At 61.4% G+C, this 14,690-nt stretch carries 11 protein-coding genes and 1 pseudogene; 6 read left to right on the forward strand and 6 right to left on the reverse strand.

Annotated elements, in window-relative coordinates:
* Positions 1 to 31 precede the first annotated feature (31 nt).
* The 5 genes from PPRO_RS06440 to hemW form a co-directional block, all read right to left on the reverse strand.
* Entirely contained in the window at positions 32 to 5,182 is a 5,151-nt protein-coding gene (locus tag PPRO_RS06440; protein WP_041532178.1) for a carboxypeptidase regulatory-like domain-containing protein, read from the reverse strand.
* A 62-nt stretch (positions 5,183 to 5,244) separates the two neighbouring features.
* Positions 5,245 to 5,862, reverse strand: coding sequence for an AMMECR1 domain-containing protein (locus PPRO_RS06445; RefSeq protein WP_011735223.1), 618 nt, complete (start codon positions 5,860 to 5,862; stop codon positions 5,245 to 5,247).
* Between the two features lie 24 nt (positions 5,863 to 5,886).
* Entirely contained in the window at positions 5,887 to 6,633 is a 747-nt protein-coding gene (locus tag PPRO_RS06450) for a VanW family protein (RefSeq protein ID WP_011735224.1), read from the reverse strand.
* A 63-nt stretch (positions 6,634 to 6,696) separates the two neighbouring features.
* Entirely contained in the window at positions 6,697 to 6,945 is a 249-nt protein-coding gene (locus tag PPRO_RS06455; RefSeq protein ID WP_011735225.1) for a DUF1653 domain-containing protein, read from the reverse strand.
* A gap of 126 nt (positions 6,946 to 7,071) precedes the next feature.
* Complete coding sequence (gene hemW, locus PPRO_RS06460) at positions 7,072 to 8,217, reverse strand: radical SAM family heme chaperone HemW (protein WP_011735226.1); 1,146 nt, start codon at positions 8,215 to 8,217, stop codon at positions 7,072 to 7,074.
* Between the two features lie 484 nt (positions 8,218 to 8,701).
* Here hemW and PPRO_RS06465 point away from each other — a divergent pair, with 484 nt between their 5' ends.
* The gene (locus PPRO_RS06465; RefSeq protein WP_011735228.1) at positions 8,702 to 10,768 is read left to right on the forward strand and encodes a C1 family peptidase; all 2,067 of its coding nucleotides are present in this window, start codon (positions 8,702 to 8,704) and stop codon (positions 10,766 to 10,768) included.
* Between the two features lie 547 nt (positions 10,769 to 11,315).
* On the opposite strand, the gene PPRO_RS21610 is transcribed toward PPRO_RS06465, so the two are convergent.
* Positions 11,316 to 11,444: a hypothetical protein gene (locus tag PPRO_RS21610; protein WP_269634981.1), complete on the reverse strand. Its 129-nt coding sequence runs from the start codon at positions 11,442 to 11,444 to the stop codon at positions 11,316 to 11,318.
* On the opposite strand from PPRO_RS21610, the gene PPRO_RS19395 reads away from it, so the two are divergent.
* The 5 genes and pseudogenes from PPRO_RS19395 to PPRO_RS21620 all read left to right on the forward strand — a co-directional run.
* Positions 11,430 to 12,521 carry a CAP domain-containing protein gene (locus tag PPRO_RS19395; RefSeq protein ID WP_198138334.1) on the forward strand — a complete coding sequence of 364 codons (1,092 nt, stop codon included), beginning with the start codon at positions 11,430 to 11,432 and terminating at the stop codon, positions 12,519 to 12,521. The two genes, PPRO_RS21610 and PPRO_RS19395, sit on opposite strands and share 15 nt — an antisense overlap.
* A 72-nt stretch (positions 12,522 to 12,593) precedes the next feature.
* Positions 12,594 to 13,490, forward strand: a complete 897-nt coding sequence (locus tag PPRO_RS06475) for a PEP-CTERM sorting domain-containing protein (RefSeq protein WP_011735230.1) — start codon at positions 12,594 to 12,596, stop codon at positions 13,488 to 13,490.
* 336 nt (positions 13,491 to 13,826) lie between these two features.
* Complete coding sequence (locus PPRO_RS06480) at positions 13,827 to 14,027, forward strand: hypothetical protein (protein WP_041532180.1); 201 nt, start codon at positions 13,827 to 13,829, stop codon at positions 14,025 to 14,027.
* Between the two features lie 60 nt (positions 14,028 to 14,087).
* Entirely contained in the window at positions 14,088 to 14,375 is a 288-nt protein-coding gene (locus PPRO_RS21615; protein ID WP_011735231.1) for a DUF507 family protein, read from the forward strand.
* Between the two features lie 50 nt (positions 14,376 to 14,425).
* A pseudogene (locus tag PPRO_RS21620) lies at positions 14,426 to 14,689 on the forward strand (DUF507 family protein); the annotation flags it as partial.
* Position 14,690 lies beyond the last annotated feature (1 nt).

The raw sequence follows: 14,690 nt of genomic DNA on the forward strand, positions 1-14,690 counted from the left end.
ATACCATCGCCCGGCCTGTCGCACAAGCCCCTTAACGTCCCCGTACCTCCACCTTCCACGCCCGGCTCTCCCCGCGCAGTTCAGGCTGGTACATGGGCCAGACCACCGCCGGCAGCGCCGTGATCCTTCCCTCCAGTTCGGGATAGATCACGTGGCGGAACTCATGCCGTCCCGCCGGCAGACTGGTGACGAAGAAGGCCATGCGCTCGTCGCGGCGCTCGCGGTGCGCGTACCAGTCGAAGAAGGCCGTTTCGTCCCTGAAACGCGGGTCGCGATCCGCCTCGCGCGATTCGAACCCGGCCGGCAGGCGGTCCTCGATGATCACGTACTCCAGCGCCCGGTCGTTGTCCACGGTCAGGCGCACCTCGATATCGTCTCCCGGGCTGACCGGCTGGTCTGCGGCCAGGGGAGTGAGCTCGCGTCGCCAGCCCTCCTGTGTCTTGACGGAGTTGATGCGGTACATGCTGCGGGTGATCTTCAGGCCGGGGGATGACTGCACGGCCTCGGGAGGAACGGCGTACTCCAGGGTCGCGGCCAGATAGGCGGCACCGCCGTCATCCTTTGTCAGTTTCAGGGTGTTGTTCCCGCTCTTCAGGGCTGCTGCCGTGATGCAAAGCTGCCGTTCTCCCGCCACCAGCCTGCCCTTCTCCACGCGGTAGTCGGCCAGTTTCTTGCCGTTTACGGCCAGGGTCGCGCTGTAGCTGGCAGTGCTTTCGCCGCTGGCCGCCACATAATCGGCCAGCGCTACCACTGCTGCCGCCGATGATGTGGTGGTACGCCACCAGCCGCCACTCTGGCGGCGGGCCAGAAATTCCGCCAGCCTGGCCGCCAGCGGGTCGGCGGGGTTCTGCTTCACCACCAGTGACAGCAGGCCGGAGGTGGTTTCCACTGCCGAAGAGCCCCAGCGCCAGCCGTACCACCAAGAATCCGCGTCCCTGTCCTGGATATAGGCCGCTGTCCCCTCATGGCGGATATTTCGCTTCAGCTCATCCAGCAGGGGGGGGAGCGCATCGTTCCGGCCGGCAAAAGCCAGCCCTTGGCAGAAGGCCAGCTGATCCGCCGTGGTCAGTTCCCCCCACTCCAGGCGGATCCGCTGCTCCAACTCTTCCTTGTCGATAGCGTTGACGGCAAAAGCCCGGAAGGCGCGGGCCTGGTCTCCGGCCGGGGCGTTGCGCAGCAGGCTCTCCAGGGCCTGGGTTCCCCGCTGTACCATCCCTGGCGGGATGGGCAGTCCGGCCCGTTTTGCCAAACCAAGGGCGTAGAGGGCATGGCTGGTCATGGTCAGGCTGCTGCTGTCCCGCTCCCACCAGCCCCAGCCGCCATCCGCGTGCTGCATCTCCTCCAGCCGCTTCATCCCCTGATCGATGGCCGATGCCAGCTTTTCCTGTGTTGCCGGGTCCGGCTGCCAGCCCTGTTGGGAGAGCAGGGCGCGGGCGTGCAGGGCCGGGATGAATCGCGACAGGGTCTGCTCGACGCAGCCGTAGGGAAACTGCACCAGTCGGCTGATGGCGCTGTCCAGGCTGGCGGCGATGGTGGGGGAGAAAGAGATCTTCAGCTCCCCTGAGCCGGGCAGGGCGTTGTCCGGCAGGGTCAGCGTCTCATCCCCCTGCCGCTCCCTGAGGGCGATGCCGGTAGCGGCCGTGCGGGGTATGCCCCGTTCCAGCACCGGCAGGGTCAGCTCCATGGCATCCGCTCCCTGTTCTCCCCTGGCCATCAGTTTCAGGGTGGCATTGCCGGCCCGCTCGGCCTTGAGCGCCATGTCGCGGCGCAGCGTCCCGCGGGGAGCTAGTTCTCCGCTGAAATCCGTACCCTTCAGCAAGGTCAGGCCGCTGGCTTCGAAGCGCCCCCTGACCGTCTGTTGCCTGTCGGCCATGCTGGTGAGCAGCCCCGGAATTTTCAGTTCGTCCCCCACGGTCAGGAAGCGGGGAGGGGAGAGCCGCGCCATCAGTCCCAGGCGGGCGATGAACTTCTCTCGCCCCGTACCGAAGTCGCTGCTGAGGGTTTGGCCAACGGCTGTTGCCCGCCAGGTGGTCAGGTTGTCCGGCAGGGTGAACTCGGCCGTGGCGCTGCCGTCAGCGTTCGTGGTCAGCATCGGTTGCCACAGGGCGGTATCCTTGAAGGTCTTGCGGCTCTTCACCCCCTTAAGGCCATCATCTTGGGCGGTCAGTGCGGCCCCATCCTTGGCTGCGCCTCCCAGGTAGACGCGGGGGAAAGAGTGCAGGGTGGTCACCAGGTGCTCGCGGTTGCCGCGGAAGAAACGGTAGATGTCATCGCCCCGTTCGGGCGCCACGGCGAAGATAGCCTCATCCACAACTGCCAGGGACAGCTCGGCAGGCACCTGCTTTCCCTCCGCCGTGGGGGAGATGGTCAGGCGCACCCGGTCCCCGGGAGCGTAGACCGGCTTGTCAGCCCTGACCCTGATGTCCAGCTTGCCCGGCTGGATATCCACCCGCAGGGGGAGGGTGCGGCTGAAGAAGCGTCCGCCGCGTACCGTCACCGCCGAGACATGCATGAACGGCGCATAGCTCTCGCTCACCGGGATCTCCACCACCTGCAGGTTGTTCTTCAGCACGATGGTGCGGCTGTTGTGGATCTCCCGTCCCTCCAGGGTCAGCAGCAGGGTGCCGCCGCTGCCCGGTGTGCGTACGATCAGGCGGGCCGTGTCGCCCGGTTTGTAGGTTTTTTGGTCGAATTCCGCCTCCAGGTCGCGTTGGGGCCCCTGCCAGTCATCCCCTTCCTTCCAGACCCAGATCAGGGCGTCGGCCGTTGAGGTGCGCCCGGCCTGGTCGGCGGCCCGGCCCCTGACCCGCCACAATCCGGGGTGGGGGAAACGGTAGCTGGTCTGGGCCCTGCCGCTCACGTCCGTCGTCAGGCTGACGGAGCCTGACCGCTTCCAGGAGTGGGAGCGGCTCTTCCCGTCGTAGATCTGCTGCTCGAATGCCAGGTTCAGCGGCACTGCCCGGGGATTCCCCTCCCAGTCGGCCGCGGAGAGGCTTACCTCCACCGCCTGACCCGGCTTGGTCAGGTAGGAGCTGGTTGTGACCTTCAGCGCCACCAGGGAGGGGACAACTGTCAGGGAAGAAGAGGATGATACCTGGCGCGAGGAGGCGTCGGTCACATCCACCTCCAGGGTGTAGCTGTGAGGCATGTCATGGCTCTTGGCCGCAACCGGTATCAGCGCCTCGCCCTTGTCATCCAGGCGCAGTTCCCCTTCACCGATGAAGTCTGCGTATCCGCCGGAGGAGCGCTCTTCGTCGTCATAGCCGTCGCTGTCCCTGCCTAGTTCCGCAGCAGGCCTGCTGTAGATGCGCCAGTTGACCCTGGCGTCGGCCAGTGGGGCCCCGAAGTAGTAGCGGCCGCTCAACCTGACCTGTGCCGTCTCCCCCGTCACCAGGAAGCGGCGGTCGGGTGTCAGTTGCAGCTCGAACTCCGGTTTTCGGTACTCCAGCACCCTGAACCACCCCTGCCAGGACTCATTCCCGGCAGATGCGTTGATGGTATAGCCGCCCAGGGATGCTCCCCGTGCCAGGGCGCATTCCCCCTGGAACGAAGCGCCTGACGACAGGGGGGCGTCATGTTCGCAGACCGTCTTGTCGCCGCTGTCGCTGATGGTCACATGTATGCGGTCGAGCTTTGGCAGGGTGTAAGCGTCCCCATCCCCGCGCTGACGCAGGACCCCCTTGTAGTAAACTGTCTGACCGGGGCGGTAGGCGGGACGGTCGCTGTAGAGATACCCCCTGGTCGTGGCAGCCTGGGTTTCCCCGGAGCCCAGCTCCAGGAATGCCAGGCTGTCGCCCAGGCGTCCGGTCAATGTCCGCGCCGAGCCGGTCGTATCCCAGGTGGCCATGCCGTTGGCATCGCTGGTTGCCTGTGTCCCGGACTGTGTCGAGCCGATGGTTACCCCGGCGAGCGCCCTGCCGCTGACCAGGTCGGTGGCGTACAGTTGTGTGCCCTTTGGGGACGTCTTGGCCACCAGCCCCAGGCGGGTCACCAGGAAGCCGAAGCGGGCCGTTGCTCCGCTGCCCTTCAGCTCCAGCAGGTAGGCGCCCGGCTTCAGTCCCGGGATGGGGACGTGGGCGCTGCGGGAGTGGCCGTATCGCCGCGCCGGGAAAGTCAGCGGATAGCTGGTCAGTTTGTGCAGGTATCCGGTGGGGATGCCGTCAGGCTGGCGCAGGTCGACCTTACCCGTCAGCAGGGGCGCGCTGTCAATCGCGGAGATCACCGCCTCGGCCTTCTCCACCCAGAGGCCATGGGTGCGCAGCTTGAGCGCCCTGTCCGGCAGGAAGACGTCGCCGTACTCCTCGATGGTCAGCCAGGGGGGCTTTACCTCCGGTCGCAGGGTCAGGGTGCGCTGCTCCCCCTCCTGGAGCCTGACGACCTCCCTGGTGCCGTTCAGCCGCTCATCCGAGGGGAAGAGGGAATAATCGCCGGGGGGGAGGTCGTTGAACACGGCAACGGAGCGGCCGGCGGTTGTTGCCGAACGGTAGAGGGAATCTCCGGAGAAACTCAGGTTGATGCGTTCCAGCGGGCGGCCAGCCCCGTTCCGGGGAATGACCGTGACGCTGAGCGTGGCGGCGCGGCGCATGACCAGATCGCCCAGATCCTTTTTCTCGGCCGGGTCCAACTGGATGTAGGCGCTCTTTTCCAGTACCCAGCCGGGGTGCTGGAGTCGCGGCTCGTACCCCTGGCTGTCCAGGCCGGTTATGGTGAAACGGCCGTCACTGCCGCTGACGCTCCCAACCCAGCGGCTTGCCACGATTCTGACCCCCGGCATCGGCCTGCCGCCCCCGTCCACCAGCCGTCCGGACAGCTCGGCCTGTCTGTGCAGGTAGGCGCTGAGCGTCTCCGTTTGCCTGGAGCTGACCGACGCCCCTCCCTCGAAGAGCCCGTAGCCATCCTTCCTCACCAGCCAGGTATAGTAGCCCGGTTTGAGATCCACGTTGAAGCGCCCCTCGCTGTCGGACGTGGCAGTGGCTGCGCTGGTCAAGGGAACCTTCATCCCCCTGTTTTCCATGAAGGTGATCGTTGCCCCCTTCACCGGACGGTTGGTCTCGGCGGAGATGATGGTTCCGCTAACGCTGACCTGTTTGGCGGTTTGGGGGGGCTTGCCCCGGGCGGCCCAAGCTGCTGCCGGTATCAGGGTCATGATCAGCAGGGTAAACAGAATGCGGATCGTTTTCATGAGGGACTCCTTGGTTGTTGGTAGGCTATCCGATAAGCCCGACGAGGCAGGAGAGGATGCCATCACCTGTCGATGCCTCTCGTGGAGATGGCCATGGCCCTGAAGCGGCTCACCCGCACGCTGGACGGGTCGTTCTCCCCCAGCCTGGCCAGGGCCTGGCGGAAGGCCCAGCTGGCGGTGCGTGCCTCGCCCGGGACAAAGGCCATGCCAGCATCATTACCTTCCACAAACATCCCCTCCCGCAGCGGATCGATGGCACGGTAGTCCGCCACCCGCTCCGGTTGATCCAGGGGGAAGGTGATCTGCACTCCCGTTGCCTGGGCTGTTTCGCGACTCAAACCGCGGCTGCGGGGATCATTTTTGAGCGCCAACCGGACGTTGTCGGCGATCTCCTCGGCCAGGCTGGCCCGGCGCGGGATGAAACCGCCGAAACAGGCCACAACCCGCCTGCCCTGAAAAAAGGTGACGAAGCAGGCCTGCTGTTGCCGTGTCGCGCATGGGGGAGGGGGGGGGAGGGAGACGCCATCCAGTCGGGCCAGCAGGCAGGCGCGGGCGTACTCCACGAGGGCGGATGATTCTGTCGCGGTGAAGCGCGGTGGTGTCGCCCATACCGTTGATATGCCGGCGAACATCAGGAAGGGTATGGTCAAGAGCGTAATCGTTCTTTTGGCTTTGCTCATGTCATGGCCCGTTGTGGGGGAGTTTCAATTTCCGCCACCGGCGATGACCCTGCTGGGTGCGGGGTAGTTATCCTCGGAGATGAGTTCTCTTTTGTCGATGCCATTCGTGTGGGTTATCCGCCAGGTGCGGGTGGAGAAGCCGTGACTGCCGGGTTGCCCAGACTTCCCCGCGCTTATGGCCACGGTTTCCGGTTCCTGGCTGATCTGGCTTGACTGGATTTCCACCTGAAACAGCCGGGCCACCGGAGAACGGAAGGAGACGGTCAGGCGGTCGTTGCCGGAGTCGATGCGCAGTTTGAGCGGGTGGGGGAAGGGGTTGCGCAGCCTCAGGTCCTTGCGCCAGGAGGAGATGGTGGCGTCGCGACCGGGAGGAACGTGGGCCACGGCGCGGGAGTGGGGGTGGCGTTCCACCACCTCCAGCCCTGCCAGCAGCCCGGCGTTGTAGAGTGTGGATGCCAGTTGGCAGATGCCGCCGCCGGGGGTGTCGTCAAGGGTGCCGTTGCTGGTCAGGTAGGGCGCCGGCAGAAAGCCCTTCTCCCGCTCGCGGGCTCCCACCCGTTGGTTGAAGCTGAACGTACCGCCAGGTGGGATGATGGCGCCGTCCAGTGCTTGGCCGGCGATGGCGGCATTCTTGCGCTGTTCAGGCGAGCGGTTGGAGAGCGAGGTGGAGAAGCCGCTCCAGAGCTGGCCGAAGGGAGGCTCGCCCCATGCCGTGGAAGCAAAGATCAGGCAGACGAGCAGCAGGAATATGCCGTGGCGGTGTGGTCCCATGTGCAGGCAAGTATAATCCCTCTGCCAGGGAGGGCAAGGGGAATTGCCCGGGAGAAGTCACTCCTACGCTCCCATCTCTCCCAGCCACTCAAAACGTGGCTTATCGTGCCCATCCACCAATATGCTCTCCAGGAACATGCCCCGTGGCCGCACCCAGAGCGAGCGGTCGCCGTACAGCTTGCGGTAGACGACCAGCCATTCTTCCGTCTCGCTGTGGCGGGCACTACCAATCACTTCGTATTCGTTACCCTTGTAGTGGCGGTAGCGACCGGGGAGTGGCAGCATTGTCGTGTCGATCGCATCGTTGTTCATGTGCTGGATACTCCTTCAGTTTCTCCCCGTATCGGATCGTGGTTTGCCACTGTGTCCGGGATGGGGATAGGGGGCAGATTTAATAATGGCTCCGAGGAGAAAATGCGGGGGCGGCGACGGGGGGCGCTATTCCAGAAATCGGGTAAAGACCTGGTTGGAGAGCAGCATGCCGCGCCTGGTCAGGTGCACTCCTCTGTCGTCCATGGCCAGTAGCCCCAGACCTGTCAGCTCCTCCAACTCCTTACCGAAACGCTCCTTCATCTCCATTCCGAATTCCCTCCGGAAGTCGCTGAATGTCACCCCGTCCAGCATGCGCAAGCCCAGGAACATGAACTCTGCCAGGGCATCGTCGTCTGAAATCTCGGTCATCTCCTGTCGGGGTAACTGGCCACGAGTGATGGCGGCTGCATACTCGTCGACGTCGCTACTGTTGGCGAAGCGGAGGCCGTGGCCGGTGCCACGCAGGAATGAGTGGGCGCCGGCCCCCAGCCCCAGGTAGCCGTCGCGCCTCCAGTAGCCGCTGTTGTGTCGGGAACGAAAGCCGGGGAGGGCGTAGTTGGCGATCTCGTAATGCTCGTACCCGGCAGCGCCCAGCAGGTCATCGGCGGCTAGGAACATGTCGGCGGACAGGTCTTCGTCCGGCAGGTCACGGTCATGGGTGTAGCGTTGGGCGAAGGGGGTGCCCTCCTCGATGGTCAGGCCGTAGACCGACAGGTGCTCCGGCGCCAGATCCAGGGCACGCTCCAGGTCGTGGCGCCACATCTCCATGGTCTGTCCCGGCAGGGCATGGATCAGGTCGATGCCGATGTTAGCGAACCCGGTCGCCCGGGCCGCCTTCACGGCCTGTTCTGCCTGGGCCGCCGAATGGATCCGCCCCAGGCTGGCCAGCATGCGGTCGTCTAAGGACTGCACCCCCAGGGAGAGCCGGTTGACTCCTGAATGGCGGAAGCCCGCCAGCTTCGCCCTGTCGATGGTGCCCGGGTTGGCCTCCAGGGTGATCTCGGCATGGGGCAACAGGCTAAACAGGGTGTCGGCCAGGGAAAGTATCCGTCCGATCTGGTCGGGTTCCAGCAGGGACGGAGTTCCTCCGCCGAAGTAGACCGACTCCAGGGGGCGGCCGGACGGAATCCCGGCATGGGCCAGGCGCATCTCGGCCTGCAACAGTTCCACGTATGCCTCCCGCCGGGCTGGGGAGCCCTCCTGGGAGATGAAGGCGCAGTAGGGGCACTTGTGCAGACAGAAGGGGATATGGATGTAGAGGCGGGTGAACATGGGGAAGGTAACTCCTTTTCGGTACTCTGACTGCTCACCGCGTCGGGCTGTCCCGCAGTCGGTTACGGAGGCTTTCGCACCCTGATAGTGACCCATGGCGGGCAATGGCGCAATTCATTTTTCCGCCGGATGTGCATGCCTTCCGCTGCTTCTGCGGGAAAGCGACCGGTTGCAGATATGCCGCGACTATGCCTCTCCACCGCTACTGCGACCCATGTTCATCCGTGTCGTGCGCGACCCGGCAACCTTGGACCAGATCGTTAGTCGTGTATTTATTGAATGTTTTAATTTACAAGTTGTCAGAGAGTGGTATGTTTTCTTCGGAAAACCACCGCTTTTGTTGGCCGGGAATTCATGATCAGGCTTGACGCTTGTGTACGCCTCGATGCCGATCAGCCGGGAATAAAGTGGTTTTGGTTTCAATCGAAAACCAGCAGACAGGTGCCCCGTGGGGGCGCCTCGTAGTGCGAAAAAGGAGATCGTTATGCCGAGCACACCTGACGCCAACCGCACCTTTGATGCCCGTCCCGACCGTATCGACTATCGCGACCGGGTCTACAATCCGCCACTGGTCTGTCTTCCCGAGCAGTACCCCTCACCGGAGTTCATTGAAAATCACCTGGCCGACTACACCAGAAAGCACAAGCTGATCCTGAATCAGGGCAAGGAGGGGGCCTGTACCGGCTTCGGGCTGGCCGCGGTCATCAACTACCTGCTCTGGAAGGAATGTCTGGAAGCGGGGAAGGATGGCGGCAGGAGCGTGTCCAGAATTGCCAGGGTCAGCCCGCGCATGCTCTACCACATGGCTCGTATCTATGATGAATGGCCGGGCGAGGACTACGAGGGATCCAGTTGCCGCGGTGCCATGAAGGGGTGGCATCGCCATGGTATCTGCACGGAACAGTTCTGGCCGTACAAAACCAAATTCGTTCCCCCCAAGGAGGGGTGGCAGCAGGATGCGGCGCGGCGGCCGCTGGGTGCCTATTACCGTATCAACAAGGATTCCATCGCCGATATGCAGGCGGCCATCAGAGAGGTGGGAGCAATCTATGTGTCGGCCTCGGTCCACAAGGGGTGGTCTCTCGGTGCATCGTCAACTCTACCGATGATTCCGTTTACGACGGAGGTTGCCGGCGGCCATGCCTTTGCCATAACCGGATATACCACCCGGGGCTTTATCGTTCAGAACTCCTGGGGAGATGGATGGGGCTGTCTGGGATTCGCCATTCTGGGCTACGAGGACTGGATTCGCAACGGTTCCGATGCCTGGGTGGCGGTGTGCGGAGCTCCCATGGAACTGGTGGATGCGGTGCGTACCCGCACCAGCCTGAGCCTGCATGATGCGGTCAGCGGCAGGGCCGAGTGGTCCTGGTCTTCGGACAGCACCGCCATCCCCTATGCCCATGCCACTCCCGCTGTGCACCCCTGGAGCGAGGGGGAGGCCTATGAGCATTCCCTGGTGCTGGGAAACGACGGTCGCCCCATCAACCGCTTTCTCGATGTGGCGGATGCGGTTGCTGGGGTCCGGGAAGCAGCGCTTAATCTTCCCCTGGCCTGGCTTGGCGGGCAGCAGAAGCCGATCATCGCCATCTACGCCCACGGCGGCCTGAACGACGAGGAGGCTTCCATAAAGCGGATCCGGGTGATGGGACCCTACTTCCGTGAGAACGGAATCTATCCGCTCTTCGTAACCTGGAAAACCGGTTTCGGGGAGAGCATCTCCGGCATCCTCGATGATGCCGTGTCGAAGTATTTCAAGACGTCAGAGGGAGAACTTTCACGCGGATTCTGGTCCGAAGTGAAGAATCAGTTGCAGGAAGCCAAGGACCGTTCCGTGGAGCTGGCCTGCGAAAAGCTGCTGGTCAAACCGGTCTGGATGCAGATGAAGCAGAATGCGGCTGCCGCGGTGGAGCGTGACGCTGGCCTGGCGCTGCTGGCCGGTCACCTGGTGGAACTGAAGCAGCGCATCCCTGCGCTCCAGATCCATCTGGTGGGACATTCTGCCGGCTCCATCCTTCACGGCCACCTTTTGGACCAGTTGACTCAAAAAAAGCTCCAGGTCGAAAGCCTGTCCCTGTACGCCCCGGCCTGCACGGTCGGTTTTGCTCTGGAGCATTATGCCTCGGCTGTGAAGAAAAATATCTTGTCGAAAGAACGGTTTTTCTTCGATATTCTCAGTGACGAACGGGAACTGGCCGATACGGTCGGTCCGTACGGCAAGTCTCTGCTGTACCTGGTCAGCAGGGCGCTGGAGGATGTGCACAAGATGCCGCTGCTCGGCATGGAAGCGGCCTGGAATCCGGCGGTGGAATCTAAAGAATTGTGGAACGCCAGGAAAACGGTCGACGTCGCCCGCTGGCGCACGTTCATGGGGGGAATGCAGACGGTCAGGGTTCATACCAAGGAACGGGCGAAGGTGTTCGACGGCCAGGAGTATATCTCACTTGCCCATGGTTCCTTTGACAACGACGTGGAGGTGGTGGCCGCCACCCTGAGGAGGATTCGCGGCGAAGAACTGGCGGTTAAGGTGGAAAACCTGCACGGATTCTGAACAGTGAGGGATGGGCACAGGGAACCGCACTGGGTCACGGGAAAAAACGGGGTGAGGAGGGGAGCGTGTCGGCAGTTGGCTGGTACGGTGCTGGAGAACAGGGGTAAGAATCTGTTTTCGGTGCCTCGTGCCAGTAGGTAGTGAGCGGGCTGCATGCGGATACAACTCTTTCTTTTCTGCTGGTTTTCGGTAGGGCAAGGGAGTTCTGGGTAGTCGCAACCTGGGCACGATAGCGTGCCCAGGTTTTGATTTTGTTTCCGGAACACTGGATGCACGATTCCGTTTACATGTGCACGCCGGACACATTTGTCTTGAGTCAACTCGCCCGCCTGCCGAAGTGAACAGTACTATGCCGCCTTAAAGGGTTGCAACTGCGCGGAAACTATCGGATTCGGCGTTAATGAATATTGTGGACACTGGTGACTCCGCGATGATACATTCTAACCATGCACATTCAAAAGGACTGGATCGATACACAAGGAGTCAGGTTGTGAAACAATCAATCCGGCGCCATATTGGCAGAATTCTGTTGGATGGCAGGTTTTTGTCACAGCGGAGCCTTGATGCTGCCCTGGAGGAACAGAAGCGAACCAAGGAACTTCTGGGGCAGGTACTGGTCAGGATGGGGCTGCTGGGGGCGGATGATGTCAGGCTCCCGCTCATGGTGCAGGGACATCTGGGCTCTCTCTCCGATGCGGTGAAAATTGCCGCCGGCGAACGACAACTGCTGGGCGAACTGCTCGTGCAATCGGGGCGCATCACCGGCGAACAGCTTGACTTCGCAATCTCCGAACAGCGGCGAAGCGGCGAAAAGCTGGGCGAGGTGTTCAAGCGTCTCGGCATGCTCACGGAAAGGCAGTTGAACGCCCTTCTTGACGTACAGTTAAACCAGGGGGGCGCCGGCGATTCTCCCCTCAGGCTGGGTGAGCTTCTGGTCGCGACGGGGCATATTACCCGCGAACAGCTGGAATTTGCGCTTCAGCGGCAATCACTGACCCATGGCAGGCTTGGTGAAATACTTGTAGAAGCGGGGTATGTCCGTTCCAGCCGTGTCAAGTATGGCATTCGCCTGCAGAAGATGCTGATGAATGCTGTTCTTGCCGCCGTGGTTTCCCTTGAAATGGGTGCGGTAGCCACTGCCAGTCCTCTTTCCGATTCCGCTACCCAGAACATCATGGAGAGCGCGCTCAACGAATCGGGAGAATTCGCGTGTCTCTCGGCAAAGGAAAGGGAGCTGTACCGGCTTGTGAATGAATATCGCGAAAGCCATGGACTGCCACCGATAGTCAATTCACGCTCGCTGAACAAGGTCGCTCGCGTGCATGCCATTGATCTCTGCAAAAACCAGCCAGCCGAAGGAGCAGACAACCGTGGCCTGGCCTGTTCGTTGCACAGTTGGTCGGATAAGGGGGCCTGGAAACCGGTCTGCTATACGAAGGATCATGCGTTTGCCGAAGCAATGTGGGACAAGCCACGCGAGATCACCAATTTCACCTATATAGGAGATGGCTACGAAAATGCTTATTCCACCAGTGAAAAAGAGGTCAATCCGGCGCGTGTGCTGGAGGCCTGGAAGGCGAGCCCGAGCCACAACGCAATCCTCCTCGAATCCGGTGACTGGAAGGGGAGCAACCTTCTGGCTTTCGGTGTCGGTATCCATAAGAACTATGCTGTTATGTGGGTTGGCTCTTTGACAGATCCCCTCGGTCCGATGCAGGCTTGCGTGACAGCGAAAAACTATGCGATGAAATGAATCTCTGACATGCGTTGGCGCATGTCGATGCATTGACTCTGTTTGAAGAACCGTGCCATGGGAGACAACAACATGCCAGACAAGAGGCAATATAAGGCCAGAAAGCCGCTTGCCGGCTTCACTAACCACCGGTGGGGCGTGGCAGTGCTTGTTGTGCTGGCGCTTGTGGCGACAGGTCTCCTGATGAGGTCATTTCTCATGAACGGGAAGGGTGTTTCGCGCGAAACACCCGTGCGATCAGTCGTGCAGAAGAGCCAGGAGCCAGTCGATGCCAGCAGTGAAATCGACGGGAAGTATTACGGGCTGTGCAAGAAAAACAGCATTCACTCGGTGGAGGATTTCCGCACTACGGTCCGAAACGATCCGGTGCTGGCCGCCCACTTCGCCGGGTTCAACTGGGATAACGCCAGGCTTGGGAAACAGGATAAGCCGGTATGGACATATGTTTCCTACAGAAAGGGTGAGGTTGTCAGGCGGACAACAAGGGCGGTCAGGCTGCCCAAAGGTGATGGCTATGTTACCGACGGAACCCATATGGTCCGCACCTACTGCTGCAATGACTATGTTGCTGCCCCCGCTCCGAGGGGGACGGGACCGGAAGATCCCGTTGAACGGGTTGACGCTCCTCCCCGTCGGTTGAACAAACCAGAGTCTGCCGATGATCTTCCTCAGCAGGTGGCGTCCTGGTCGCCCGAAGATGATCCGACACACGTTACCCCCGAAACCCTCAATCGGGTCCCCCGCGACTTGGGGTTGCCCCTCTTTTGGGGCCCCGGCCATTCTTCAGACCCGTCACGCTCCCCTGATGATCCCGGTTTTGGCCAGTACTCGTCACCAAAGCCTCCCCCCAATCATGTCGTGACCCCTGAACCGGGCACATTTTTTCTGCTGGGGACGGGTTTGGGCGCCTTTGGTCTCTTCTCGCTGTTTCTTCGCAGGCGGGCAAAATCCCCTGAGAGCACAAACTGAATCTATTGGGAGTTTCTGGTTGTTTTTGACGTGAAGCCCTCCGCTTTGGGCGCCACAGGCATTTGTGCCCGGGGTTCAGCGTTTGAAGGGGGCTTTCGCTTTCTGTCCCCGCCGTTTTCATCTGTTTTCTCGCTGATTCGGAAAGCTCCGCGGATTCAGGTTCAAGGTGGTAGCTTATGATTGTAATCAGTATGCTGTCGTCTGTCGGTGGAATGGGCGCAAGTTTGTGTCTCACGAATTAATCCGGAGCCGGTAGAAATGACGAATAATATGAATTGCAATTCTGAGCGAAATGAGTAAGATGTTTCAAATTCACTTTTACCAAGGAGATGCGTGATGAAACGCGCAATTACCATAATTGCGGCATTTGTTGTGGCTGCGCTGTTGACGGTAGCGGCTCAGGCGACGAGCCGTGAAGAGCAGATTTTCGGACAGATTGACACTGGCCTGAGTGGTCAGGCGGCATGCTTGCCAGAAGTTGCGTCAAGCGTCTCTGTCAGGGATGGACAATCGCACCAGCGCGGAACATTCCCATAAGAGCGGAGACAATCCGTGTTGAGGCCTGCCCGCTGGTGGGCCTTTTTCATTTGAGGTACTATGCGACTGAGAGAAGAGCAGATACGGCGTCTGGCCGAAAAGGTCTGCAGTGATCTGATGGCTGAGGCCCTGATCGTACCGAAGCAGGGACGCAACGCGGTTGTCGAGGGTATAGCCGGAGCGATCATTCAGGATATTCGCCGGGAGCAGGCGCTGGAAAAGGATGCCGAGCGGATGCTGGATGATACCATTGCCGCCATGGGGCGTGGCGCGGCGGATATTGATCGTCGCAGGATGCTGCGCATGATTAAGGAAAAGCTGGCAAAGGATCGCAAGATTGTGCTCTAGCTCCTGAGAGCAGTACCCTTCTTTCGAAGCCGGCTAGTAAAGGTGAAAATTGTATGGTGTTTTCCGAAGACCGCATATCCAACCTGTCCCATGAGATTATGGAGCGTTTCTGGCGCGATGACCTGGCGGATGTGGCAGACGAGAGACGTACCTTGGCCAGGGTCAAGCAATCGCTTACGTCGTTCTTTCAGGTGGCCGAGGAGATCGACGAAACCGTGCGCGCCAAACTGCGCAATCGTGACCAGGGGAGTCGCGACTGGGACGCCCTGTATCAGAAGTTTTATCAGGATGAGTTAGCCAGAAGGGGACTGTAAA

The organism is Pelobacter propionicus DSM 2379 (assembly GCF_000015045.1).
In the GTDB taxonomy this organism is placed as follows: domain Bacteria; phylum Desulfobacterota; class Desulfuromonadia; order Geobacterales; family Pseudopelobacteraceae; genus Pseudopelobacter; species Pseudopelobacter propionicus.